Here is a 24506-nt window from a genome sequence, read left to right on the forward strand (position 1 = left end):
TTCAAAAATGAGAGGGAGATTTTAAAATGGCAAAAGTGTTATACGAAAAGGATATCAATAATCAAGTATTAGAGGGGAAAAAAGTTGCGGTTGTAGGATACGGTTCCCAAGGTCATGCACATGCTCAAAACTTACGCGACAGCGGATATGAAGTAGTGATTGGTTTACGTCAAGGTAAATCCCAGGAGCAAGCAGAAGAAGATGGATTCAAAGTCTATCCGGTTGACGAAGCAGTAAAACAAGCAGATCTTGTTATGATCTTACTTCCAGATGAAACACAGCAAAAAGTATATGAAGCAAGTGTTAAAGAAAACTTAAAACCAGGCAGTGCTTTAGCATTTGCTCACGGATTCAACATCCATTATTCACAAATCGTTCCGCCACAAAATGTTGACGTGTTCCTAGTTGCTCCAAAAGGACCAGGTCACTTAGTTAGAAGAACATACGAAGAAGGTGCAGGAGTACCGGCGTTATACGGAGTGTATCAGGATGTAACTGGTAAAGCAAAAGATGTTGCACTTGCTTATGCCCAAGCAATCGGAGCAGCTCGTGCAGGTGTGCTTGAAACATCCTTCCAAGAAGAAACGGAAACAGACTTATTCGGAGAACAAGCAGTTCTTTGCGGCGGGGTAACAAGCTTAATCAAAGCTGGATTCGAAACACTTACAGAAGCTGGCTACCAACCAGAAGTTGCATACTTTGAGTGTCTCCATGAAATGAAGTTAATCGTTGACTTGCTCTATGAAGGCGGACTTGAAAACATGCGTTATTCCATCTCCGACACAGCACAGTGGGGTGACTTCGTATCAGGAGAGCGTGTAATCAATGATGAAACAAAAGATCGTATGAAAGATATCTTGAAGGATGTTCAAAATGGTGCATTTGCTAAAGGCTGGATTCTTGAAAACCAGGCAGGACGCCCGCAGTTCAATGCAATCAACCGTGCAGAAAATAACCATCCGATTGAAAAAGTTGGAAGGGAGTTACGTGACCTGATGCCGTTTGTTAAACAGCCAATTCAGGAAAAGCAAAAGGATGTGAAGGAATATGTCCAGAATTAAAATATTTGATACAACACTACGAGACGGCGAACAGTCGCCAGGAGTAAATCTTAATAAATTAGAAAAATTAGAGATCGCCAAACAACTTGAACGTCTTGGAGTGGACCGGATAGAAGCAGGATTTCCTGCTTCTTCCAAAGGTGACTTCGAGGCAGTAAAAGAGATTGCTGACACAATGGAAACGACATCTGTTATTGCCTTAGCGAGAACCGTTAAATCAGATATTGATACAGCCTGGGAAGCTTTAAAAGCAGCAAAAAAGCCAGCCATCCATATATTCTTGGCAACTTCACCAATCCATATGGAATATAAATTACGTAAAACCCCAGAAGAAGTAATTGAAACCTCCGTTGAAATGGTCCGCTATGCAAAGGAGAGATTTCCAGAAGTTCAGTGGTCAGCGGAAGATGCATCCCGTTCAGATCTGCCCTTCTTAGCGGAAATCATTGAAAAAGTAATTGATGCAGGAGCGAATGTCATTAATCTCCCGGATACAGTAGGTTATGCGACACCGGAAGAATACGGGAAAATGTTCAAATACATGAAGGATAATGTACCAAACATTGATCAAGTAAGTCTTTCTTGCCACTGCCATGACGATCTTGGTATGGCAGTAGCGAACTCGATTGCAGCCGTTGAAAATGGTGCAACTCAGGTAGAAGGCGCGATTAATGGTATTGGCGAGCGGGCAGGGAACGCAGCACTTGAAGAAGTAGCTGTCGCACTCAAGGTTCGTTCAGACTTTTACCCATATGAAACAGGGCTAGTCCTAAATGAAATCAAACGGACGAGTGATCTGGTTGCAAAATTAACCGCCATGCACGTTCAAGCGAATAAAGCGATTGTCGGACGTAATGCATTCAGTCACGAAGCGGGAATCCACCAAGATGGTGTGCTAAAACATGTGGAAACATATGAAATCATCACACCGGCAATGGTCGGCGTTCAAGAAGCGAATACGTTATTCCTTGGAAAACATTCAGGCAGACATGCATTTAAAGAGAAGATTCAAGAATTCGGTGTTGAGCTATCGGATACGGAATTACAACTTGCTTTTGATAAATTCAAACTTTTAACCGACCATAATAAAGAAGTGACAGATGATGATATTTACACGATTATTATGGAAATAAAGACCGACTCCGAAGAAATGGATAAATATGAGATTGAAAGTTTCCAAGTGTACTATGGTACAGAGAACTCACCAACCGCAGTTGTACGATTGACATCACCAGATAAAGAACAATTTGAAGCGGCATTGACTGGAAACGGCAGTGTGGAAGCGCTTTACAAAACGATGGAAAGTTTAATTGGAGAAGAGTTGAAACTCATCGATTACCAGCTGAATTCAGTTGGTGGCGGACAAGACGCCTTAGCGGAAGCATATGTCCAATTGAGTGTGAATGGTGAAGTGATGAACGGCCGCAGCTCACACCAGGATGTATTAATGGCATCGGCGAGCGCCTATATTAATGCGGTGAATCGCTATATTTTAAAACATAGCCCAGGGAACCAGAAGCGAGCGGTTAGCCAATAAATGAAGAAAAAAGAGTATGTAAACTACAGGAAGGGGAACCAATCATGAAAAAACAAATTACTTTACTTCCAGGCGACGGTATCGGCCCAGAGATCATGGAGAGTGCGAAAGAAGTATTACAAGTCATTGCGGAAGAGTTTAATCATGATCTTTTGTTTCATGAACATGCCATTGGCGGCAATGCAGTTGACGCTTACGGCGAGCCCCTCCCGGAAGAGACGTTAAAAGCAGCTGAAGAAGGCGATGCAATCTTACTCGGCGCTGTAGGTGGCCCGAAGTGGGAAAATCATCCGGTGCATCAGCGACCTGAACAGGGGCTGCTTAAAATCCGCAAAAGCTTGGGATTATTTGCGAATCTACGTCCGATTAAATTGATCCCTGCATTAATTCATGCTTCACCATTAAAAGAAGAAGTTGTAGCAGCAAGCGATATAGTCATTATTCGTGAGCTGACGGGGGGATTATATTTCGGAAAACCGAGTGAACGCCGGAATAACGGGAGTTCTGTAGTAGATACTCTAAGCTATGAACGCTACGAAATGGAGCGGATTATTGAAAAGGGCTTTGAAACAGCAATGTCCCGCAGAAAACATCTGACATCTGTCGATAAAGCAAATGTGCTCGAATCCAGCAGAATGTGGCGGGAAATTGTGGAAGAAAAGGCAAAAGATTATCCGGAAGTAACCGTTGAGCATGTCCTTGTCGATGCCGCGGCGATGAAGTTAATCACAAATCCAGCCTCATTTGATACGATTGTCACAGAAAACTTATTTGGTGATATTTTAAGTGATGAAGCGTCAGTTATTACTGGTTCACTAGGTATGTTGCCATCAGCAAGCGTCAGAGAAGATGGCCTAGGCTTATACGAACCGATTCATGGTTCTGCACCTGATATTGCTGGTAAAGGAATTGCTAATCCATTAGGTATGATTTTATCTGCAAGCTTTATGCTAAGAAATTCATTCGGACTTCAAACAGAAGCAAATGAAATTGAGCGAGCAGTGAATGAAGCATTAGAAGAAGGTTATCATACAGCGGATCTTGATGTTAAAGATGGAACGCTCGTTTCAACGAAAGAAATGACGGAAGTTGTGATTGATAACCTGACTGCACGAAGCATTTCGGATGATATTTGTTATATGTATGTATAAAGAGAAAACGTAAGAGGTGAGGAAGATGGGAAAGCCAAAAACAATTATTGAAAAAGTTTGGGAACAGCATGTCGTTCATCGAGAAGAAGGGAAGCCAGACCTTTTATATATTGATCAGCATTTAGTGCATGAGGTAACATCTCCTCAAGCTTTTGAAGGCCTGCGTCTTGCAAATCGCAAGGTGCGTAGACCCGATTTAACGTATGCAACGATGGACCATAACGTTCCAACCAAAAACCGGGATGTCATAAAAGATGAAATCTCCCGTAAGCAAATGGAAACTCTACGCAAGAACTGTGAAGACTTTGGCATTAAGCTTGCAGATATGTTCCACCCTGATCAAGGTATTGTGCATGTCATTGGTCCGCAGCTTGGTCTGACACAGCCAGGTAAAACAATTGTCTGTGGGGACAGCCATACGTCTACACATGGAGCTTTCGGAGCGCTTGCTTTTGGAATTGGTACGAGTGAAGTGGAACATGTCCTTGCGACTCAAACGATATGGCAAGATCGTCCGAAGACATTAAATGTAAAAGTTGAAGGAGATCTTGGACCAGGTGTTACTGCAAAAGACCTTATTCTAGCGATTATTGCCAAATACGGTGTTCGTTTCGGTACTGGTTATGTAATGGAATATACTGGTGAAGCCATCCGTAAACTAACGATGGAAGAACGCATGACGATTTGTAACATGTCGATTGAAGCTGGAGCAAGAGCAGGTTTAATCAGTCCGGATCAGACGACTGTTGAATTCTTAAGAGGAAGAGAGTATGTTCCAAAAGATGAAGCGTTTGATAGAGTAAGTGAAGAGTGGCTAGCTTTAGCAACGGACGAAGGAGCAGTTTACGATCATACCGTTACAATCAATGCAGCAGAAGTTGAACCACAGGTCACGTGGGGAACAAACCCGGGGATGGGTGTTCCGGTTAGTGGTGCAACACCGTTTGTCGCAGAATCAGATAATCCGGATGAAGTAGAACGTGCACTAGAATATATGGGACTTGAAGAAAATCAGCCAATTACTTCTATTGAAATCGACCATGTATTTATTGGTTCTTGTACGAATTCACGCCTAAGCGATTTGAAGAAAGCTGCAGCAATTGTAGAAGGAAAACAAGTGAAAGATACGATTAAAGCGATTGTTGTTCCAGGATCCTTCAGTGTTAAACTTGAAGCTGAAAAAGCAGGTATTGACAAAGTATTCAAAGAAGCAGGTTTTGAATGGCGCGACTCCGGGTGTAGTATGTGTCTAGGAATGAATGATGATGTCGTCCCTGCAGGCGGCCGTTGTGCATCCACTTCAAACCGTAACTTTGAAGGAAGACAAGGTAACGGGGCAAGAACACATCTTGTCAGTCCGGAAATGGCTGCAGCGGCTGCTATTGAAGGTCGCTTTGTTGATGTCCGTCATTTTGCAGGAGTAGCACAATAAGAAGGGAGACTTTACAATGGAAGCAATCGAACAGCATGAAGGTTTGGTTTACGCATTAAACCGTGCAAACATTGACACGGACCAAATCATCCCAAAGCAATTTTTAAAGCGGATTGAACGAACCGGATTTGGTCAATTTCTCTTTTATAACTGGCGCTTTCATGATGACGGGAGCTTAAGAGAAGATTTCAGTATGAACGATCCGAAATATGACGGTGCATCCATCTTGCTTGCGGGAGATAACTTTGGTTGTGGTTCTTCAAGGGAACATGCACCATGGGCACTGGAAGACTATGGTTTTAAAGTAATCATTGCACCAAGTTTTGCTGATATCTTTTATAATAACGCCCTTAAGAATGGAATCATTCTTGTGAAGCTGGATGAAGAGCAAATAAAAGAATGGCAGAATCGGTCGGAAGATGGACAGTTAAGTTTAAGTGTCGATCTACAGAATCAGACAATTACAGACGATTCGGGAAAAGTTGTCGAATTTGATATACCATCTTATCATAAAGAAAAATTGATTAATGGCTGGGATGATATTGCTTTAACCTTATTAATGGAAGAAAAAATTTTCGAATTTGAAAATAGTTGAAGAACTGTAACGGATATAGTGAAATAGAGACATAGAAGTAGAAGAAAAAGAAGAAAATATGGTAACGTAGGGATAAGCAAACTATTTCTATTATATAATAGTGTGTGTACAAAAAGGAGGATAAAAAGGACCGAGGTCGGCTAAATAAGCAACGTCCTGTTGCAACGCCGACACTAGCACATTCTGTGCGTCGAAATTCGAGGCGGCGAAGCTCCCGGCACCGGAATGTACGTTAGTAGGTACATGAAGAGCGGAAAAGCGAGCCAACGAGCTTCCACAGGAAGTGGTGAGTTCTACGTTGTCCACAGGACGTGGACGGTCTTAGTAGAACCTCCCTTTCACGAAGTGTCATTTTTACCGGACTTTTTGAACAACCTCTAATAGAAGGAAACTAATAATAAGGAGTGTGGCTTTCTTGGGGATTTAGCAGGAGATTTATTAACTGGCGAGAAAATTTATCAAGCATGGAAGCGGCTGGCACCGATTGTCCATCAAACACCATTACTCACCTCCCATACGATTGATGATATGGTGGGCAGGAAAGTATATTGCAAGATGGAAAATCAGCAAAAGACAGGAGCATTCAAGTTTCGCGGAGCAACATTCAAGCTCATGCAACTGACAAAAGAGGAGCTGAAAAGGGGTGTTATAACCGCTTCAGCTGGTAATCATGCACAAGGAGTTGCCTATGCAGCAAGAAAGCTCGGCGCAAGTGCGAAGATTTTCATGCCTGAAGGAACACCACTAGCGAAAGTACATGCGACAAGAAATTATGGAGCAGATGTTGTACTGACAGGTGAAAGTTTCCAGGAAGCTTATCAAGCATCAATGGAATATGAAAAGATAAGTGGAAGTGTATATGTCCATCCTTTTGATGATTACGATGTGATGACAGGACAAGGGACAATCGCGATGGAGTTGTTGCGCCAGGAAGATCGGATTGACACTGTCTTTGTACCAATTGGCGGAGGCGGTCTGATTGCTGGAATCGCGGTTGCATGTAAACACATCAATCGCAATATCCAAGTAATCGGTGTCCAAGCAAGTGGAGCAGATGCAATGTATCAAAGCTATCACGCAAAAGAAATGAAGCATCTAACAGATGTAAGTACACTTGCAGACGGGATAGCTGTAAAAGAACCTGGCAATTCAACATTTCCTATTATCAGGGATTATGTTGATGACGTCGTTACCGTTACCGATGAACAGATAGCTGCGAGTATTTTATTCATGTTGGAACGGAATAAAACACTGACAGAAGGAGCGGGAGCCACTGCACTGGCTGGACTATTCGCCTATCACAAAGAGATCCCAAGCAGGCACTCAGGTGTCATTGTAAGTGGGGGGAACTTTGATATTAAACGGATGACTGAAATCCAGGAATTAGCAGAAGGTTTTTTTCCAGTTGAAGTAAAGGAAAAGGAACAAATAGCTTATTAACAAGCAAGTGAACGCTATAATAATAAATAAATCCGAGCAATTCAAGTATCATTTTAATGATGCAGCCAATTGTTCGGATTTATTTTTACTCCATTTCCGCAAGTAAACAATCGCTTGAATGTGCCGCAGCTGTACTATTACGATAATCGAATAATATTGTTACAGATTTCTCATTCCACTAAAAATGAAATACATAAAAGAAAAGAAGCAATTGATTAGGCATTATTCATCATGGTACAAATGAAAATTTCCAAAGTTTTTAGTAAAGAAATAAATTTTTCCATATTTACATCGGTTGTGAAAAAAGTTGGTTTAGCAAGGATTTTATTCTCTTACTGGGGATTTTTGAAATAATATTGGATGTATATCTATTTTGTAATATTGCTTTTTTCAAATAATTCGCTTATAATCACATTACTATAATTTTTCGTTAACCTTACGAAGGTTACAAGATTACTAACCTTGTGTAACAAAAAGTAAACATAATGAATATTTCTTGCTACAGCTGAATGATGATTCATCCTTGTGAAAAATATGTTGCAAAAATTGTTAAAAATGCTAAAATAATATGCAAGTAAATCAAAATTATCAGAACTTTACGATTTTAGTGTATTAAAGAAGCCCTTATAGAATATCCATCTATTTAGAAATTTGCTAACGTAAGAGGGGATAATATGAGTAGAAAACTGTTAGAGATAGAAAACCTTACCACTTCATTCAAAATCGGTCAAGCCTACTATGCTGCAGTGGATGATGTGTCATTAACGGTTAACAGGAACGAAGTATTAGGAATTGTTGGCGAATCAGGTTCAGGAAAGAGTGCTTTAGCATTTTCTGTAATGCGATTACATAATCGTGCGAAAATTGAAGGAAAAATACAGCTGGAAGATGTGGATTTAGTAAAAGCGACAACGAGTGAGTTGAATCAATTTCGTGGTGATAAGCTGTCCATGATTTTCCAAGACCCGCTAACTGCACTTAATCCATTAATGGAAATTGGGGCTCAAATTAGTGAGACGCTCATCCTCCATCGGCCAAAAATGTCCAAGCAAGAACGTTATGATCGTGTTATTGAGTTATTGGACTTAGTGGGGATCTCACGACCGGAACATGTTTACCAGCAATATCCTCACGAACTCTCAGGGGGTATGAGACAGCGTGTCATCATTGCCATTGCGATTGCGAACAAGCCGCAATTACTCATAGCGGATGAGCCGACAACGGCACTTGATGTGACCATTCAAGCACAAATACTCGATTTGATTCGAGAGCTGCGGGACGAAATGGATGCAGGAATTATCCTGATAACCCATGACCTTGGAGTTGTTGCAGAAATGGCAGACCGAATTGCTGTCATGTATGCAGGTCAAATTGTAGAAATCGCAGATGTACATACATTATTTGAAAATCCATTACATCCCTATACGAAATCACTACTCAATTCGGTACCAACTGAAGGACAAGACAGGCTCCATGTCATTCAAGGAATTGTACCAGGCTTACAACACTTACCTCGGACAGGTTGTCGCTTTGCGGCACGGATTCCCTGGATTGACGAATCCGTCCATGAAGAGAATCCGGTATTACACGAAGTGACACCAGGACATTTTGTCCGTTGCACCTGTCACAGTCATTTTTACTTCCCAGAAGAAGGTAAGGAGGAAATTACAAATGGCAATACTTGATGTTAATGGGCTAAAGGTATATTTCCCAATTAAAGGCGGAGTATTCAATCGAACGGTCGGTCACATCAAGGCCGTCGATGATGTATCCTTTTCGATTGAGCAAGGTAAAACATATGGACTTGTAGGTGAATCTGGTTCAGGTAAATCAACGACCGGAAGAGCGATTGTCGGGTTAGAGAACATCACTGCTGGAAAAATTCTTTTTGAAGGTGAAGATATCACTTCCCGGAAAAGTAAAACAAAAGATATGAGAAAAGATATTCAAATGATTTTCCAGGATCCTTATTCATCATTGAACCCACGCAAAAGGGTACTTGACATTATTGCAGAACCACTGCAAAACTATGAAAAGTTAACAAAAAGTGAAGAAAAACAACGAGTGTATGAATTATTGGAATTAGTAGGTTTGAATCCAGAAAGTGTTTGGAAATTCCCGCACCAATTCTCTGGTGGACAAAGACAACGTATCGGAGTTGCCCGGGCAATTGCCTTAAAGCCGAAGCTGATTATCGCTGATGAACCTGTATCTGCACTTGATGTATCCGTACAAGCACAGGTATTGAACTTTATGCAGGATATTCAAAAAGAACTTGATTTAACGTATTTGTTTATTAGCCATGACCTTGGTGTAGTGGAGCATATGTGCGATGAAATTGCTATCATGTACAGAGGACGCTACGTTGAACAAGGAACACGTAAAGATATCTTTGAAAATCCGCAGCATATTTACACGAAGCGACTCATTGCAGCAATTCCGGATATCAATCCACGCAACAGGGATGCACAATACGCATTTCGTCAAGAAGTAAAGAGAGAATACGAAGACTCATTCGATGACTACTTCAATGCGGAAGGGTTAGCGTATAAGTTACAGAACATCTCTGACACCCATAGAGTCGCATTACCAGAGAGAGGTTGATCCGATATGTGGAAATTTATCGTTAGAAGACTATTAATCACGTTCCCGCAAATTGTATTACTGAGTATCTTAATCTTTCTAATGGCACAATCGATGCCTGGGGATGCATTGACTGGATTACTTGACCCGAATATAGATCAATCAACAATACAAGAGCAGCGTGAAAGAATGGGATTGAATGACCCATGGCATATTAAATATGCAGATTGGGTTGGTGGTTTAGTTCAAGGGGATTTAGGCCAGTCTTTCCGTTTTAAAATGGATGTGTCAGAACTCATTTCACAACGGATGGAAAATACGATTTTACTTTCTATTGTGACATTAATATTTACATATCTCATGGCTATACCTTTAGGAATCACAAGCGGGCGTTATAATGATACGTTACTGGATCAAGCAATAACGGGTTATACGTATGTTGGCTTTGCAACACCATTATTCATATTCGGACTTATCATGTTATTTATCTTCGGTTATCAATTAGGTTGGTTTCCAACAAGTGGTAGCGTTGCACCTGGCATGGTGCCAGGCACTCTCGATTATTGGATTAGCAAATTAAAACATGTCATGTTGCCCGCACTTTCTATGGCATTAATCCAAACGGTATCCACTGTCCAATACTTAAGAAGTGAAATCGTCGATACAAAGCAAAAAGATTTTATTATTACCGCAAGAGCAAAAGGGGCTTCTGAATCCCGGGTTTATAATCGGCATATTTTTAGAAATTCATTACTGCCGATTGCAGCATTCTTCGGCTGGGAGATTACGACGCTTATATCAGGAACCGTATTTATTGAACAGATATTCGGTTATCCTGGTATGGGTCTGCTGTTTTTAGAGTCCATTAATATGCGTGACTATAGTGTTGTAACTGCACTCGTTTTATTATTTGGTATCGCACAGATCTTAGGTGCTCTATTATCGGATATTATTTTAAGTCTTGTGGACCCCCGTATTCGCATAAAATAGAAGTCGATCAACTCTGAGGTGAAAATAAAATGGAAATAAAAAATGTTCAGATGGAGGCAACCAAGGCGGAGAATCCTACTGTTATCCGCATACTCTGGCGAGAGATATTTAAAGACAAACTAGCATTAATATCCTTAATATTTTTAGTATTAGTAACTACTTTAGTGTATGGGATTTCCTTTGTCCTTGATCAGAGTGAAATTGTAAAGGTCGATTTATTCGCGATACACGAAGCGCCGGGCGAAGAGTTTATCTTAGGTACCGACTATGGTGGGCGTGATGTGTTTGGACAGCTTATCATCGGTACCCGTAATTCGCTTACGATTGGATTCCTAGTTACATTAATGAGTGGGATTATCGGGATTGTCTTTGGTTTAGTTGCCGGCTATTTCGGCGGACATGTCGATAACGTGATGATGCGTATTTTGGATTTCTTCAATGTTCTTCCATTTTTGATGATTGTCATTGTGTTTGTTTCACTTGTTCCCAAGTATAATACGATTACATTCTCGCTGATTATGACGGTATTTTTATGGATGGGAATCGCTAGGTTGATCAGGTCAAAAGCGTTACAGGAAAAAGAACTTGATTATGTACAAGCATCAAGGACGCTAGGCTCATCTCATTTTAAGATCATATTTAAAGAAGTGATGCCGAACATTACTTCACTCATTGTCGTAACGATGACACTTAATTTAGCTGCCAATATTGGAATTGAATCTGGTTTATCCTTCTTAGGATTTGGTTTTCCTGAAAGTACTCCGAGCTTAGGTACATTACTAAGTTATGCAACAAACCCGCAAACGCTTGAATCGAGATGGTGGGTTTGGGTTCCCGCTGCTGTATTGATTCTACTGCTCATGCTTGCGGTAAGAAACGTCGGGGAAGCATTAAGGCGTGCAGCCGATGCAAGACAGAGAAGAGGCTAGGTTTTTAAAATGATCTATACTCATTTGATTACTGACATCAATATTAATCCTTGTATTGATGTTTAGTATAAACTGTCCGCGCCAATGGGATGGACAGTAAAAAATAAAAGGAATTAAAGGGGAGGTTAAAAAGGATGAGGAAAGCAAGCATTAGCAAATGGCTAGTAGCTATGATGTTACTTTTACTCTTAGTACTGGCAGCTTGTAGCGGAGACTCTGATGAGGGATCAGGTGATACAGATACTGATTCTGAAACAGATACTACCGAAGAAGAAACAGAGGATGAAGAAGGAACAGAAGATGAAGGTGACGATGCTGCTGAAGGCAAAGATGACGTCTTCTCCATCGATGATTTTGTTAAAGAGAAAACGAATGAAGGGGAAGCAATCGAAGGCGGCGGTACATTGAACTTCGGTTTAGTATCAGACACTGTATTTGAGGGAACGCTTAACTTTAACTTCTATTCAGGCGCTCCTGATGCTGAAGTTATTGAGTGGTTTGATGAGCCGTTACTCACAGTCGATGAGAATTTCTACTATACAAACGATGGTGCTGCGACGTTTGAAACAAACGAAGCTGGTGATGTATTTACCTTCACGATTCGTGATGATGTTTACTGGCATGACGGGGAGCCTTTAACTGCTGAAGATTGGGCGTATGCCTTTGAAGTAATTGGTCACCCAGACTATGATGGAGTTCGTTTCGGTGAGATTGCGAGCGTGGTCGGCGCCAGAGAATATCGCGATGCAGAAGCAGAAGCGGAAACAACATATGCAGCTGAGGCCGGTACAATCGAAGGTCTAAATATTATCGATGACAAAACATTAGAAATTACATTTACTCACGCAACACCATCTTTACTGTCTAGTGGTATTTGGACCTATGCTTTACCGAAGCATATTTTTGAAGAGATTCCAGTAGCGGAGATGTCTGAATCGGATGCCGTTCGTGTGAATCCAATCGGAATCGGGCCATTTAAAGTTGAGACTGTTGTCCCAGGAGAGTCTGTAACGTATACAGCTAATGAGGACTACTGGCAAGGTACGCCGAATCTTGATGGTGTAACCTTACAGGTTGTCAGTACACAAGCGGTTGCAGAAGCACTTGAAACGGGGCAAATCGATGCTGTCGATGCCTTCCCAGCCGATCAATACGTTGACGTACATGAGCAGTTAACGAACGTGGAATTCTTAGGGCAAATCGATCTATCTTACACGTATATCGGCTTTAAATTAGGTTCATGGGATGCGGAGAATAAGCGTGTCCAAATGGATCCAGATTCGAAAGTGGCAGACGAAGAGTTGCGTCGCGCAATGTGGTATGCCGTAGATAATGAAGCAGTTGGTGATCGTTTCTACAACGGACTACGTTGGAATGCAACAACACTTATTCCACCGTCCCATCCACTATTCCATGATCCATCCATCGAATCGCCAACTTATGATCCAGATGAAGCGAATCGTATTCTAGATGAAGCTGGCTACGAAGATGTAGATGGTGATGGTTTACGTGAGACACCAGATGGGGAAGAGTTAGTGCTTAACTTTGCTTCTATGGAAGGTGGCGACGTTGCTGAGCCAATTGCAAATTATTACATGCAGGCTTGGGAAGCGGTAGGAATTAAAGTAGAATTACTTGATGGCCGTCTGCAAGAGTTCAACGCGTTCTATGACCGAGTTGGACAAAACGGTGAAGATGATCCTGAGATTGATATCTATCAAGGTGCTTGGGGAGTAGGGCATGATGTCGATCCAAGAGGTCTATACGGTCCAGAAGAATTATTTAATTTCTCGCGTTATGAAAGTGATGAAAACACGCGCCTATTGGAAGAAGGAGTTTCTGCTGAAGCGCTTGATGACGATTATCGTTATGATGTTTACAGTGAATGGCAAGAGCTGATGGTAGAAGAGATTCCAGTATTCCCGACAGTTTACCGTGCGGAATTAGTTCCGGTTAACAACCGTGTACTTAATTATAAGATTGAACCACATTTAAAAGTTTGGTCTAGGTATGAAATTGCTGTAACACAAGAAGAACCAATCTTACCGTAATAACAGGTGAGAGGTTATCAGTAACAATAAAATTGGTTCCGAGCAAGGATGATGCTCGGAACCATTTTTTAATGATTATTCGACAAGACCGAGTTGTTTTAAGCCATTAAATATTCCAGAATCGTCCACCGTAGTCGTCCGGTGTGTTGCGTATTGGAAGAGATCCGGATCGGCATTACCCATTGCAAAGCTTGCACCAACGGTTGAAAACATTTCTTTGTCATTCATCCCGTCTCCAAAAGCAATCGTTTCTTCCTTATCAATTCCTAAATAAGCGAGAACCTGCTGAATTGCTTTGCCTTTATTAACATTGGAGCGGATGACGTCATAGGCATGCTGCATACCAGGAACATTCACTTGGGAGAGGTGAATATTGTTATCTGATTGATATGCTTCGACTTCTGATTCTTCCAGCTTCATTAACGTCATTCCTAAGATATTGTCATATTTAGGGCCGACCAGTTCTACATTTATTTCCATTTCAAACGTTTTAATAAATCCTTGTGTAAAAGGGTCATCGATGGCTGTGAAATAGTTCTCGCCATTTGAATAGAGGACCATTTCATTCTTTTTCTCCTCGGCTGTTTTTCTAAAACGTTCTACAGTTTCTGCAGCGAATGGTTCGTTTACAATTTTTTCACCTTGAACGATTCCATAAGCTCCGTTATAGCCGATTAGATTCGTAATATTAAGCGCTTTTGTCAGTCCCTTAATTTCGTGCAGCGGGCGTCCAGTTGCAATGAAAGTGTGGATATTTTTTGCTTGTAATTGTTTGATTGCTTCTACAGTAGAAGAAGAGTAAGTGTGGTCCGGCATTAATATGGTGCCGTCAATATCTAGAAATACTGCTTTATATCTCATGTTATTCTCCTTTAGTCAACTCATTATCCTATCTTATTGTACCATATTTCATTATACTTCCATGCATCTTTACCAAAACGTAATATTTAATATGGAAATTCCACCATGCTAATGAATAGACTTTAAATTTCTTTGGATATAGGCTATAATAAGAACTATATCAATATATGGGGTGAAAGCATGGTACAAACAGTTATTATAGCAGGACTTATTCTTACAGTATTGAACCTTGTCGTTAACGCTGTAATACTGCGGGCGAATAAAAATTCACAGGCCTGCTATTATTTAAGTTTCTTCTTTATTATTGTAGGTTTGCTATTATTAGCAGTCGCTTCCGTACTTCCGAAAGCTGACCTGCTTGGTGCAGGATTTGGTGGATGGGGAATCGCATCCCTATTTGCAGCAGCAATTTCATTCATGATTACATCTATCTTGGATGCTTATCAAAATGTGGAAGCGTAATTTTAACTTGTAAAAACGAAAAACATAAAACATTTCTCTCTCAGAAATGTTTTATGTTTTTTCTTTTTGTTCAATTTTCGTATCTGTAAATTCAAAGCCCCCTTAGTGCTCAGCGCGAGGAGGCTTGCCGGCCGCTCAGCAGGTGCGAGAAGTGTCTGGACTGCGGACCTCCAGAAGCGAGTTTCGGATACTTACGCTGTATGAAAGTAATCAGTGGCTTGATAAAGGAACATTTAGTTGATTTAAGGGGGGAAAGGTTGAGTTTTCTATAAAAGAAAAGTCTTCCCGTCCCGCTGTTCAACTTTGCCCTCTTTCATTAGCTTGCCTAGCGCCCGTTTGAAAGCCGCCTTGCTCATCTTGAACGTTGACCGGATTGCTTCGGGGTCGCTTTTATCACTGAAAGGAATAACACCACCACTAGCTTCGAGATGCTGTAAGATATCTTCTGCATCAAGTGGGATGCTTTCCTTTTTCACTGGACGAAGTGAAATGTTTATTGTCCCATCTTCTTTTACATCAATAACCCGTCCTGTTATGAGTTCTCCTAACCGTGGTTCCGTTTTCCGTTCGGTATGATGGATAAAGCCACGATAATTATCTTCTGTGAAGACTTCGGATCCTTCTCTGCTTGAATAATACACTCTTCCAGATAGCTTTTTATTTAATAAATGCTCCGGTGCCACTTCATAATATTCAGCGATGACGCCTCCGGTTGCAGGAAGAGCGATCAGGCGATTTTTATAATCTAAGTCGAGTCGGACGAAAAGCTTGTCACCAATTTTCGGCCAAATGGAACGAAATTTAGGAAGATCGTCATTAGATACGAGAATTTCTTTCGCGATACCGATATGGACGAAAGCACCAAGCTTTGGCAGGACTTCGACAACTTCTGCCCAATCATAGTTGATCGTCGTGACAGTTGGCAGTGTCGTTGTTGCTGCGATGTTTCCTTTTTTATCACTGTAAAGAAATACCTCGACTTCTTCACCTTCCTTCAACTCCCTATCTGTTTCATTATGATGGAGTAATGCCTCCTGTTCATCCTTATCAAGGACATAGCCAGTTTCAATTTTTCTTAAGACGGTCATTGTTATATGATTACCTAATGGTAGATGCATCTGTCACACTTCTTTCTTTAAACTGTTGTTCCCATCGTACCATAGTAGAGAAAAAAGCAGAAGGGATTCATCCTTACTTATATTGTGGTAAAATGGAAAAAAGTGACTAAAAAAATTACTGGAGCGATGAATCTTGGCTTTATTTATTCAAGTTATTATCCCGATTATGCTCGTCTTTTTAGCGGGATTTATCCTGCAGCGGTTACGTCCGATGAGTGTGAGGTCCGTATCAGCAGTAACAATTTATATTTTATCCCCGGCACTTGTTTTTATAACTTTGTATGATACCGATTTTGACAGCGGCTATTTGGTAATCATTATTTATATGCTTGTCTTATTTGCGATCATGGTTATTTTAAATAAGATTCTAGGTAAGATATTCAAGTGGCCGGATAAGACAGAAAGTGCTGCTATTCTTGCAACAGGATTTATGAATTCGGGGAATTATGGTTTGCCGGTCGTTCTGTTTAGTGTTGGAACAGTTGCACTTCCATATGCTGTATTCATTATGGTGATCCAAGGATTGATGAATAATTTCTTCGGGATCTATTATGCTTCCCGTGGCAGAGATGGGATGAAAACGGCTTTTCTTAATGTAATGAAAATGCCGACTACATATGCAGCGATACTTGGTATTGCTTTTCAATATTTGGATGTACCGGTTTCGGAATCGATCCACTCGATGCTCTCAATGGTAGGAGAAGCATCGATACCAGTGATGATGATTGTTCTTGGTATGCAGCTTGGTTCCTTGACCTCTCTACGCTTGAACTGGCAAGTGATCATTTCGAGTGTAACCTTAAAAATGGTCGGCGCACCAATCATTGCTTATCTGTTCGTCGTGCTCTTTAACATAGATCCGCTTGTTGGAGTTGTTCTTATTATTATCTCCGCGATGCCAACAGCGGCAACGACGACAATGTATGCAATTGAGTTCGATAGTGAGCCGGAACTCGTCTCAAGCATGACCTTTATTGCTACGATTGTCAGTATCATCTCTGTTTCTGTCGTATTGAATCTATTGCAATTGTAAAAATAAAAGCGCGGTAGCTGGACGTGGCATCTGCTGCCAATTCCAGTTATCTAGCGTATTATAATTTAATTCAATCGTGGAATATGAAAAGCTAGGATTCGTTTAAATTGAAGAATCCTAGCTTTTTTGACTTCATGTTAGTAGATTGAATAACCCGATGCCAATTAAAAGAAGAGAGGGGAGCAGGGTGAAGAATTGGATGTCTTCGTATTTTGATAGAAGCATTCCGATCTTTAATCCGACAATGAGAAAGATTCCGCTCATCACTGCGATGAGTCCAGCGGTAAGAAATGCAGAATAGTGCATTAGACTTGCGGCAAATCCTGCTCCGAAAGCATCGAGTGAAAGAGCCATGCCAAGAAGGATTGCTTCCGGTTTCGAAATTGTGCCGGATCGGTCCAAGTCTGCGTGCTTCGGTGAACGGAACACTTTTTTTACATTTGTAAGCATTGAATTATTTTGAATTTCTTCTTGTTTTACTTTATTCTTCCGGATTATATTGTATAAGGTAAATATACCTAAGGAGATCAGAATCATCGCTCCAGCATTTTCTGAAATGGTTGACGGAATGATAAATTTTAATCCCTCACCAATTGACATCGCGGCAAAAACGGTAACCCCTGAACACAGCATAATAATCGATATAGCAAGAATCGGGACGCGGGTTTTCTGAATGCCATAACTAATGCCAACCCCAAGTCCATCCAGACTTACTGCAATAATTAATAAAAATAAACCAGTATAATAAAGCATCGCATCCATTCCTTTTTCATATCTAAAGTATTGTATGAAAAAGGGGAAGGGATGTGCGGATAGGGGGTGATGACAGAATTCTAATAATTGACAAACCGTTGTCTTGTTTTCACTTATAATTGTGGTAAAATATAACTAGTTAAATAGGGGGAATCGATATGCGCGTTGTTTGTATTGATGATGAACAGCTAGCTTTACGTTACATCGAGCGCCAACTAGCAAAAATAGCAGAAGTTGAAGTGATTGGTTCATTCGTTAATCCGTTGGAAGGGAAGGAATTTATTTTACGGGAAAAACCAGATGTTGTTTTTCTTGATATTGATATGACACCAGTCAATGGAATGGAAATAGCTGAAAAAATCCTGGAAAAACTTCCAGATGTTATTCTTGTGTTTGTTACAGCTTATGAGGCCTACGCTGTGAACGCTTTTGAATTAAATGCAACCGATTATATTGTAAAACCACTAAAATTTGAACGGTTAGAGCTCACTGTCAATCGAATTAAAAATCAATTGCAGAATCAGCACAAAAGGATTATAACATACCCACAAAGTTTACGAATCAAAATGACTCCATCTCTTGCATTTGAAACGGAACCCGATGTATTTGAGCCTCTTCCGTGGCGTACAGCTAAAACCCAGGAATTATTTATTTTTTTATTACAAAATCATGATGTAGTTATCGAAAAGTCAGCAATTATTGAGTTACTTTGGGATGACTACGATTTAGAGAAAGCTTATTCTTTGCTCTATACGACAATCTATAATATTCGTAAACAGATTAAGCCTTACCAAAAGCATATTATGCTGCATAATCATTCGTATGGTTATTTGCTGGAATTGACCCAGGTAGAAATAGATTATGTGGAATGGTCTAAAGCAATCGGAGCATTACCCGATTTAACGGCTGACACGGTAGGGGATTATGAACGAGCAATGGAAATGTATGACGGCACATATCTCGCAAATTATGACTATACATGGCTCGAAGCAGAACGCCAACGGTATGAACGAATCTGGTTACAGGCGTCAAACCAAATAGCAACGTTTTATTATCATAATGGAAAAGTCAATGACGCCATCCGCTGGTATAACTATATGATTGACCATAACCCAACTATTGAAGATGCGCATTTTGAATTAATGAAATTGCACGGGGAGAACGGCAATTTTGCGGCGATGATGCAACAGTACACTGCTTTACATAAAGTATGGCGCAACTATTATGATGCAAAACCAAGTGATTATATTATAGAATGGTATATGGAAATGATGAAATGAATAGTGAGGCTGAGTTCAATCGATTTCATTTACATTCATCGAAGAAAGTTCTATCATAAATAGAAGAAAGACTATAGCTATTAGGGAGGTAGAAAATAAATGGCTTTTGTTATTTTGGAAGCATGTCAGACGGAGAAGGCTGCGGAGTGTGTAAGCGTATGCCCGGTTGACTGTATTGAAGAAGGTCCCGATCAATTTTATATAGATCCTGACGTCTGCATTGATTGTGCAGCTTGTAAGGCAGTATGCCCAGTTGATGCGATTGAGGAAGAATACGATTTATCTCCAGATCAGGAAGTTTTCCTCCAGCGTGCAGAAGAGTTTTTTGCCAATCGTTAACGATAAAAGCCGTATGCAGCAGCGAATGCATACGGCTTTTACGTGTATATTAATTATTCCTCATCCCGATGTTGCTGCATTGCTGCTTGCTTTGTTTGGTGCACTGTACCTTTTGGATGCTCTGGCGGGGCATAGATAGAGTAAAGGAGCAGAGGACTTCTCCCCGTATTGATCACGTTATGCCATGTGCCAGCTGGGATTAGAATGGCATCATCCTCCCGAATCCGCCGTTCAAAAGTTAGCTGATTGCGTCGTGGTCCCATTTGTACAACCCCGCGTCCATCTTCTATTCTTAAAAACTGATCCGTGTGCGGATGGATTTCAAGTCCAATATCTTCACTAGGCATAATTCGCATCAGTGTAAGCTGGAGATGATGACCAGTCCAAATTGCCCGCCGGAAAGCCCGGTTCCGCTCAGTTGCATGTTCAATATTGAATACATACGGCTGACCTCCCCGATCACCCTGTCTTTCCATATCTTCTGAAGGAAGCGGATACTCATATCTGTCCTCATCTAATCCAGGATAAACTGGCTGTTCATAAGAGTAAGGATACGGATAGTAGCCTTGAGGGTAGTAGGGGTACGGATAGTGACCATAGTACATATTCTATCATTTCCTTTCCATTTTACTTTTCCAGTTATCCTATGCAACGAACGCCTAATTTGTTTTTCTCAAAAACATTATTGAAAAGAACTGAATGAATTTCATCATTACCAAAGTCGGCTTTCCCATCACCGTATGTAGTTGGGAACGAACCAACTCAACTACATATGGTGATGGTGAAGCATTAAATACGTATTATGAAATTCATTAAACTCTCTAATTAAAAAAATAAACAGAAAATAGTCAGAATATGGTATAGTATTTGTAAAAGTTTAATAAAAGGGGAATGGGTCTTGAAGCAGATGATTCGATGGGGATTTTTCTTCCTTGGTATTATGATATTCAGTATGGGAATTACGTTAGCAATTAATGTACAACACTTGGGGATTCACCCGTGGGATGTTTTAAACGTTGCCTTTTTCAATCATATTGGTTTATCAATTGGTTCATGGGCCATCATTATTTCCGGATTGCTGATTCTGATTACACTTATAATGGATCGCCGTTATATTCGGTTAGGGACATTTTTCAATGCTTTTCTCGTTGGATTATTTGTAGACTTTTATATGTGGCTTGACTTTCTGCCGACAGCTACAAATAGTTGGATAGACATATTGGTTATTTTAGCTGGAATTGCAGTGATGGGTTTTGGCGGCGGGATGTATAATGCTGGCGGGGTCGGTGCTGGTCCGAGGGACGGATTTATGCTTTCGATTTCGGATAAAACTGGAATGTCGATTAGCCGAGTGCGAATTATCGTAGAGACGCTCGTGCTTGTACTTGGTCTGCTTGTCGGCGGCCCGGTATTCGTCTTTACTTTCCTATTCACCTTTATCCAAAGTCCGATATTTCAGCGGTCTTATCTTTTCTTTAAAAAATGGATAAAAAAAATCGAAGGAAAACTAGATGGAAGAAATCAAGTAGCGGTAAAAAAAGAATTAAGTTAGTTTCATGGTATGATAAAGGTAACACTAACTTGGAGGTGGAAGAATGTTTAAGCGAATTTTACTCGCAGTAGATGGATCTGAGCATTCGATTCGTGCGACGGAATATTCAATTGAGTTGGCGAATAAATTTGACGGTACAGTGGATGTCGTTTATGTGGTAGACGGGGATACGGTAAAGAAAGATGTGCTTCAAACATCGACTCCATTTGAAATGGAAAAGTATCGTAAGGAAAAAGTTAAACCGATCCGTTCCAGGTTAAATGAATCCAACGTCATATTTGGCACCCATTTTCTCCAAGGTGAGCCGGGTCAGACGATTGTAAATTTTGCCAATGACCGGGAATTTGATTGTGTCGTCATCGGGAGCAGGGGATTAAATGAACTGCAAACCTTATTCCTCGGAAGTGTTAGTCATAAAGTTGTAAAACGGGCAAATTGTCCCGTGCTCATTGTTAAATAAAAAAATGTGGGTCAATCTTTAAGGACCCACATTTTTCTATAAATGATAATCTTCCAAGTTTAGATCCGTTTCTTCTCTCACGGCAAGTTTTGCAAGTTGCTGTCCCATTAAAGGACCGGCAGTAAGTCCGGATGCTCCGAGGCCATTTGCATAAACAAGACCATCCAGCCCATCTAATGAACCAATTACTGGAAGTGATCCGTTTGTCATTGGTCTAAAACCGACCCGTGCTTCAATAATTGCACTATCCTTTAAATCTGGTGCAACTTCGAGCGCTTTAGATAGGACCTCATGCATTCCAGCTGCTGTTACGTTTGTATCATAGCCTGCTTTACTTTCAATCGTAGCTCCAACAACAAACCGGTGGTCCTCAAAGCTAAGCATGTATTGATTGCCCGGTGGCTTAATGACTGGAAGATTTTCAGTATCTAACTTATCATACCGCAGATGAAGAATCTGCGCTTTTTGCGGACGGACATTAAGTCCTGTAATATCAAACGGTTCGAGCAGTTCATTCATCCAGGCACCTGTCGTGGCAATTACTTGGTTGGAAGCGTATTTCTCACCATCTATCTGAACCCCGCGTACTTGGGTTCCTTCTACTAGAAGTTCTGCGCTTCCCTCAATAATTTTCGCCCCGTTTTTCTTCGCACTGCGAATTAATGCATCTCTTAATTTACGCCCATCGACCCGGGCAGCTCCACCGACAAAAACTGCCTGATAGCCCTCATTTAGAAGCGGGAATTTCGCCTGTGCGGAAGTTTCATCGAGTAATTCGATTTCTCCAATTTCAGGAGCGTCTTCCCGGCGTTTTAATACGCGTTCAAGTGTAGCGTGCAGCTTCTTTTCGTCGTTATGAAGGTTTAGCGCGCCGACTTGCTTATAACCAGTATCCGTTTCGCCAGCTGTTTCTAACTCTTTAATTAAATCTGGATACATTTTTGCAGCCATCTTGACGAGCCGGTACCAGGCTTTGTTTCTGCGCTGAGCGAGCCAAGGGCAAATGATACCTGCAGCAGCATCGGTTGCTTGACCGGTATCGTGCCGGTCAATCAGTGTAACGTCTACGCCTTTTTTGGAAAGGTGATAGGCGGCACTTGCTCCGGCAATTCCGCCACCGATTATAATTATTTTCTCACTCATACTTCCGCATTCACAACTTGAAGCATAGCTTTCATTTTACCAAGATGCTCGGTTTCATGATGACCAAGCATGATAAGTAAATCGCCGAATGTTTCAACACTGCCGAACGGAACTTTAAATGTGACATTTGTTTTCCAGAACAGATCATCGAAATTATTTAATCGTTCTTGCTGGTCAAGTAAAAATTTCTTCAATTCGTCTAAAGATGGGGCTTCTTCTGTCCAGTCACTCGGTTTTGTACCAGGTCCAAATAAATCGGCATAGTTTTCCGGGATATGATCGGATTTTTTCGGGAAGCGGAATAACATTTTTTCATCGACGACGAGAACATGGCCAATATGCCAGCGCAATGTGTTATTGAACGGTTTAGCCTGAACGTCCGCCGTTTCCTCATTTATATGATCATCGATAAAGTTAATTAAAGCAGTTCTTGCTAAGTTGAATTGTTTTCTTGACATCTTACATCCTCCTCGTAAAATATGTTCTTCACGTTATACGTATTCTTTATTAGTTTAGCCTTTCACAAATAAAATGTAAAACATTGTGCTGGGAGTGGGGGAAATTGGATAAGCTTTCGTTTGCCTGTAATTGAAAGAGGTTGATTGGTATGATAGAATTTGAATAGATTTAGCAATCGAAATTACATAATGAATATGTTAATAAAGGAGAAGGCATTATGGTAAAATTAGTTTTTGGACATAAGAATCCAGATACCGATACAATTTGTTCGGCATTGGTATATGCAGATTTAAAAGGCAAACTTGGTGAAACTGTGGAAGCACGCAGATTAGGGGAAGTAAGTAAAGAAACACAATATGCACTTGATTATTTTAAAGTGGATGCACCAGCATTACTTGAAAAGCTTGAGGATGGAACAGAAGTCGTATTAGTCGACCATAACGAATTCCAGCAAAGTGCGGATAATATAGAAAATGCAAAGGTTGTGGAAGTAGTTGATCACCACCGCATTGCTAATTTTGAAACGAAAGAACCGCTTTATTTTCGGGCTGAACCTGTAGGGTGTACAGCAACAATACTTCATAAAATGTACAATGAAAACAATGTGGAACTTTCTAAAGAAATGGCAGGCTTGCTGCTGTCGGCAATTATTTCCGACTCGTTATTGTTGAAGTCCCCGACATGTACGGATGAAGATGTATCTGCTGCAAGAGTGTTAGCTGAAATTGCAGGAGTGAACTTGGAAACTTACGGTCTGAACATGCTGAAAGCTGGGGCAGACTTAAGTGATAAGTCGATTGTTGATTTACTAACAATGGATGCGAAAGAGTTCACAATGGGGGATGAGAAGGTTGAAATCGCTCAGATTAACACAGTTGATTTAAATGCAATTTATGAACAGCAAGAGGAAATTGAAACAGAAATTCAAAACATTATCGAGAAAAAAGATCTCGATTTATTCCTATTCGTTGTCACGGATATTTTAAATAATGATTCAGAGGTTCTCGCACTTGGAAGCGGACAGGCGAATGTTGCAACTGGCTTCAATGTTGAACTTGAAAATAACCGTGCCTTATTAAAAGGTGTCGTATCTCGTAAAAAGCAAATCGTCACTACACTAACTGACGAATACACGAAGTAATGGGACAGTGGGGTCAGTGATATGCTCCCTTTATAGTAGACAGAGAAATAATAAAAGATCTCTACTACTATAAAGGGAGTTTTTATTATGTCTGAGAAAGTAATGAAACACACATTGGATGAAAGGGTTCAAGCTG

At 40.7% G+C, this 24506-nt stretch carries 24 protein-coding genes; 18 read left to right on the plus strand and 6 right to left on the minus strand.

Going from position 1 to position 24506, the window contains the following annotated elements:
• Positions 1 to 26: 26 nt before the first annotated feature.
• The 11 genes from ilvC (at position 27) to LZD48_RS15025 (ending at position 13769) form a co-directional block, all read left to right on the plus strand.
• Positions 27 to 1061, plus strand: coding sequence for a ketol-acid reductoisomerase (gene ilvC, locus LZD48_RS14975; protein WP_235763533.1), 1035 nt, complete (start codon positions 27 to 29; stop codon positions 1059 to 1061).
• Positions 1048 to 2598: a 2-isopropylmalate synthase gene (locus tag LZD48_RS14980; protein ID WP_235763534.1), complete on the plus strand. Its 1551-nt coding sequence runs from the start codon at positions 1048 to 1050 to the stop codon at positions 2596 to 2598. The genes ilvC and LZD48_RS14980 overlap by 14 nt, the downstream gene beginning before the upstream one ends.
• A gap of 44 nt (positions 2599 to 2642) precedes the next feature.
• Positions 2643 to 3749 carry a 3-isopropylmalate dehydrogenase gene (leuB, locus tag LZD48_RS14985; protein ID WP_235763535.1) on the plus strand — a complete coding sequence of 369 codons (1107 nt, stop codon included), beginning with the start codon at positions 2643 to 2645 and terminating at the stop codon, positions 3747 to 3749.
• A gap of 25 nt (positions 3750 to 3774) precedes the next feature.
• The gene (leuC, locus tag LZD48_RS14990; protein WP_235763536.1) at positions 3775 to 5181 is read left to right on the plus strand and encodes a 3-isopropylmalate dehydratase large subunit; all 1407 of its coding nucleotides are present in this window, start codon (positions 3775 to 3777) and stop codon (positions 5179 to 5181) included.
• A gap of 16 nt (positions 5182 to 5197) precedes the next feature.
• Positions 5198 to 5776, plus strand: coding sequence for a 3-isopropylmalate dehydratase small subunit (gene leuD / locus LZD48_RS14995; RefSeq protein WP_235763537.1), 579 nt, complete (start codon positions 5198 to 5200; stop codon positions 5774 to 5776).
• Between the two features lie 474 nt (positions 5777 to 6250).
• Complete coding sequence (ilvA, locus tag LZD48_RS15000; RefSeq protein WP_255771097.1) at positions 6251 to 7216, plus strand: threonine ammonia-lyase; 966 nt, start codon at positions 6251 to 6253, stop codon at positions 7214 to 7216.
• Between the two features lie 674 nt (positions 7217 to 7890).
• Positions 7891 to 8901 carry an ABC transporter ATP-binding protein gene (locus LZD48_RS15005; protein WP_235763539.1) on the plus strand — a complete coding sequence of 337 codons (1011 nt, stop codon included), beginning with the start codon at positions 7891 to 7893 and terminating at the stop codon, positions 8899 to 8901.
• Positions 8888 to 9820 (plus strand): ABC transporter ATP-binding protein, encoded by a 933-nt coding sequence (locus LZD48_RS15010; RefSeq protein WP_235763540.1) that lies wholly within the window; start codon positions 8888 to 8890, stop codon positions 9818 to 9820. The genes LZD48_RS15005 and LZD48_RS15010 overlap by 14 nt, the downstream gene beginning before the upstream one ends.
• Before the next feature lie 6 nt (positions 9821 to 9826).
• Positions 9827 to 10789, plus strand: a complete 963-nt coding sequence (gene opp4B / locus LZD48_RS15015) for an oligopeptide ABC transporter permease (RefSeq protein ID WP_235763541.1) — start codon at positions 9827 to 9829, stop codon at positions 10787 to 10789.
• A 29-nt stretch (positions 10790 to 10818) separates the two neighbouring features.
• Complete coding sequence (locus LZD48_RS15020) at positions 10819 to 11718, plus strand: ABC transporter permease (RefSeq protein WP_235763542.1); 900 nt, start codon at positions 10819 to 10821, stop codon at positions 11716 to 11718.
• A 134-nt stretch (positions 11719 to 11852) separates the two neighbouring features.
• Positions 11853 to 13769, plus strand: coding sequence for an oligopeptide ABC transporter substrate-binding protein (locus LZD48_RS15025; protein ID WP_235763543.1), 1917 nt, complete (start codon positions 11853 to 11855; stop codon positions 13767 to 13769).
• 75 nt (positions 13770 to 13844) lie between these two features.
• Here LZD48_RS15025 and LZD48_RS15030 read toward each other — a convergent pair whose 3' ends face one another.
• Positions 13845 to 14630, minus strand: a complete 786-nt coding sequence (locus LZD48_RS15030; protein ID WP_235763544.1) for an HAD family hydrolase — start codon at positions 14628 to 14630, stop codon at positions 13845 to 13847.
• A 180-nt stretch (positions 14631 to 14810) separates the two neighbouring features.
• Here LZD48_RS15030 and LZD48_RS15035 point away from each other — a divergent pair, with 180 nt between their 5' ends.
• The gene (locus LZD48_RS15035; protein ID WP_235763545.1) at positions 14811 to 15092 is read left to right on the plus strand and encodes a hypothetical protein; all 282 of its coding nucleotides are present in this window, start codon (positions 14811 to 14813) and stop codon (positions 15090 to 15092) included.
• 266 nt (positions 15093 to 15358) lie between these two features.
• Here the strand turns inward: LZD48_RS15035 and LZD48_RS15040 are convergent, their stop codons facing one another.
• Positions 15359 to 16210 (minus strand): CvfB family protein, encoded by an 852-nt coding sequence (locus tag LZD48_RS15040; protein ID WP_235763546.1) that lies wholly within the window; start codon positions 16208 to 16210, stop codon positions 15359 to 15361.
• Between the two features lie 133 nt (positions 16211 to 16343).
• Between LZD48_RS15040 and LZD48_RS15045 the strand changes: the two genes are divergently transcribed.
• Positions 16344 to 17243 (plus strand): AEC family transporter, encoded by a 900-nt coding sequence (locus tag LZD48_RS15045; RefSeq protein WP_235763547.1) that lies wholly within the window; start codon positions 16344 to 16346, stop codon positions 17241 to 17243.
• A 132-nt stretch (positions 17244 to 17375) separates the two neighbouring features.
• Here the strand turns inward: LZD48_RS15045 and ytaF are convergent, their stop codons facing one another.
• Positions 17376 to 17996 carry a sporulation membrane protein YtaF gene (gene ytaF / locus LZD48_RS15050; protein WP_235763548.1) on the minus strand — a complete coding sequence of 207 codons (621 nt, stop codon included), beginning with the start codon at positions 17994 to 17996 and terminating at the stop codon, positions 17376 to 17378.
• Positions 17997 to 18154: 158 nt separating this feature from the next.
• Here ytaF and LZD48_RS15055 point away from each other — a divergent pair, with 158 nt between their 5' ends.
• Positions 18155 to 19276 carry a response regulator gene (locus LZD48_RS15055; RefSeq protein ID WP_235763549.1) on the plus strand — a complete coding sequence of 374 codons (1122 nt, stop codon included), beginning with the start codon at positions 18155 to 18157 and terminating at the stop codon, positions 19274 to 19276.
• A gap of 99 nt (positions 19277 to 19375) precedes the next feature.
• Positions 19376 to 19615 (plus strand): ferredoxin family protein, encoded by a 240-nt coding sequence (locus LZD48_RS15060; RefSeq protein WP_235763550.1) that lies wholly within the window; start codon positions 19376 to 19378, stop codon positions 19613 to 19615.
• Positions 19616 to 19668: 53 nt separating this feature from the next.
• Here the strand turns inward: LZD48_RS15060 and LZD48_RS15065 are convergent, their stop codons facing one another.
• Positions 19669 to 20220, minus strand: a complete 552-nt coding sequence (locus LZD48_RS15065) for a cupin domain-containing protein (protein WP_235763551.1) — start codon at positions 20218 to 20220, stop codon at positions 19669 to 19671.
• A gap of 293 nt (positions 20221 to 20513) precedes the next feature.
• Here LZD48_RS15065 and LZD48_RS15070 point away from each other — a divergent pair, with 293 nt between their 5' ends.
• Both LZD48_RS15070 and LZD48_RS15075 read left to right on the plus strand, forming a co-directional pair.
• The gene (locus tag LZD48_RS15070) at positions 20514 to 21167 is read left to right on the plus strand and encodes a YczE/YyaS/YitT family protein (RefSeq protein WP_438822769.1); all 654 of its coding nucleotides are present in this window, start codon (positions 20514 to 20516) and stop codon (positions 21165 to 21167) included.
• A gap of 43 nt (positions 21168 to 21210) precedes the next feature.
• Positions 21211 to 21627, plus strand: coding sequence for a universal stress protein (locus LZD48_RS15075; RefSeq protein ID WP_235763552.1), 417 nt, complete (start codon positions 21211 to 21213; stop codon positions 21625 to 21627).
• 36 nt (positions 21628 to 21663) lie between these two features.
• Here LZD48_RS15075 and LZD48_RS15080 read toward each other — a convergent pair whose 3' ends face one another.
• Both LZD48_RS15080 and LZD48_RS15085 read right to left on the minus strand, forming a co-directional pair.
• Complete coding sequence (locus LZD48_RS15080) at positions 21664 to 22770, minus strand: NAD(P)/FAD-dependent oxidoreductase (RefSeq protein WP_235763553.1); 1107 nt, start codon at positions 22768 to 22770, stop codon at positions 21664 to 21666.
• On the minus strand, positions 22767 to 23228 hold the full coding sequence (locus LZD48_RS15085; RefSeq protein ID WP_235763554.1) for a DinB family protein: 462 nt from the start codon (positions 23226 to 23228) through the stop codon (positions 22767 to 22769). The genes LZD48_RS15080 and LZD48_RS15085 overlap by 4 nt, the downstream gene beginning before the upstream one ends.
• Positions 23229 to 23446: 218 nt before the next feature.
• Here LZD48_RS15085 and LZD48_RS15090 point away from each other — a divergent pair, with 218 nt between their 5' ends.
• Positions 23447 to 24370: a manganese-dependent inorganic pyrophosphatase gene (locus tag LZD48_RS15090; protein ID WP_235763555.1), complete on the plus strand. Its 924-nt coding sequence runs from the start codon at positions 23447 to 23449 to the stop codon at positions 24368 to 24370.
• Positions 24371 to 24506: the final 136 nt, after the last annotated feature.

Origin of the sequence: Oceanobacillus alkalisoli (assembly GCF_021556485.1) — a bacterium.
In the GTDB taxonomy this organism is placed as follows: domain Bacteria; phylum Bacillota; class Bacilli; order Bacillales; family Amphibacillaceae; genus Oceanobacillus; species Oceanobacillus alkalisoli.

What these genes read in the sequence shown, in the direction of transcription:
- LZD48_RS15085 (WP_235763554.1), bottom strand. Translation starts at nt 23,228, where the DNA reads ATGTCAAGAAAACAATTCAACTTAGCAAGAACTGCTTTAATTAACTTT.
- LZD48_RS14980 (WP_235763534.1), top strand. Translation starts at nt 1,048, where the DNA reads ATGTCCAGAATTAAAATATTTGATACAACACTACGAGACGGCGAACAG.
- leuC (WP_235763536.1), top strand. Translation starts at nt 3,775, where the DNA reads ATGGGAAAGCCAAAAACAATTATTGAAAAAGTTTGGGAACAGCATGTC.
- LZD48_RS15005 (WP_235763539.1), top strand. Translation starts at nt 7,891, where the DNA reads ATGAGTAGAAAACTGTTAGAGATAGAAAACCTTACCACTTCATTCAAA.
- opp4B (WP_235763541.1), top strand. Translation starts at nt 9,827, where the DNA reads ATGTGGAAATTTATCGTTAGAAGACTATTAATCACGTTCCCGCAAATT.
- LZD48_RS15030 (WP_235763544.1), bottom strand. Translation starts at nt 14,630, where the DNA reads ATGAGATATAAAGCAGTATTTCTAGATATTGACGGCACCATATTAATG.
- LZD48_RS15010 (WP_235763540.1), top strand. Translation starts at nt 8,888, where the DNA reads ATGGCAATACTTGATGTTAATGGGCTAAAGGTATATTTCCCAATTAAA.
- LZD48_RS15075 (WP_235763552.1), top strand. Translation starts at nt 21,211, where the DNA reads ATGTTTAAGCGAATTTTACTCGCAGTAGATGGATCTGAGCATTCGATT.
- LZD48_RS15080 (WP_235763553.1), bottom strand. Translation starts at nt 22,770, where the DNA reads ATGAGTGAGAAAATAATTATAATCGGTGGCGGAATTGCCGGAGCAAGT.
- LZD48_RS15055 (WP_235763549.1), top strand. Translation starts at nt 18,155, where the DNA reads ATGCGCGTTGTTTGTATTGATGATGAACAGCTAGCTTTACGTTACATC.
- ilvC (WP_235763533.1), top strand. Translation starts at nt 27, where the DNA reads ATGGCAAAAGTGTTATACGAAAAGGATATCAATAATCAAGTATTAGAG.
- leuD (WP_235763537.1), top strand. Translation starts at nt 5,198, where the DNA reads ATGGAAGCAATCGAACAGCATGAAGGTTTGGTTTACGCATTAAACCGT.
- LZD48_RS15090 (WP_235763555.1), top strand. Translation starts at nt 23,447, where the DNA reads ATGGTAAAATTAGTTTTTGGACATAAGAATCCAGATACCGATACAATT.
- leuB (WP_235763535.1), top strand. Translation starts at nt 2,643, where the DNA reads ATGAAAAAACAAATTACTTTACTTCCAGGCGACGGTATCGGCCCAGAG.
- LZD48_RS15035 (WP_235763545.1), top strand. Translation starts at nt 14,811, where the DNA reads ATGGTACAAACAGTTATTATAGCAGGACTTATTCTTACAGTATTGAAC.
- ytaF (WP_235763548.1), bottom strand. Translation starts at nt 17,996, where the DNA reads ATGCTTTATTATACTGGTTTATTTTTATTAATTATTGCAGTAAGTCTG.
- LZD48_RS15065 (WP_235763551.1), bottom strand. Translation starts at nt 20,220, where the DNA reads ATGTACTATGGTCACTATCCGTACCCCTACTACCCTCAAGGCTACTAT.
- LZD48_RS15040 (WP_235763546.1), bottom strand. Translation starts at nt 16,210, where the DNA reads ATGCATCTACCATTAGGTAATCATATAACAATGACCGTCTTAAGAAAA.
- LZD48_RS15060 (WP_235763550.1), top strand. Translation starts at nt 19,376, where the DNA reads ATGGCTTTTGTTATTTTGGAAGCATGTCAGACGGAGAAGGCTGCGGAG.
- LZD48_RS15025 (WP_235763543.1), top strand. Translation starts at nt 11,853, where the DNA reads ATGAGGAAAGCAAGCATTAGCAAATGGCTAGTAGCTATGATGTTACTT.
- LZD48_RS15020 (WP_235763542.1), top strand. Translation starts at nt 10,819, where the DNA reads ATGGAAATAAAAAATGTTCAGATGGAGGCAACCAAGGCGGAGAATCCT.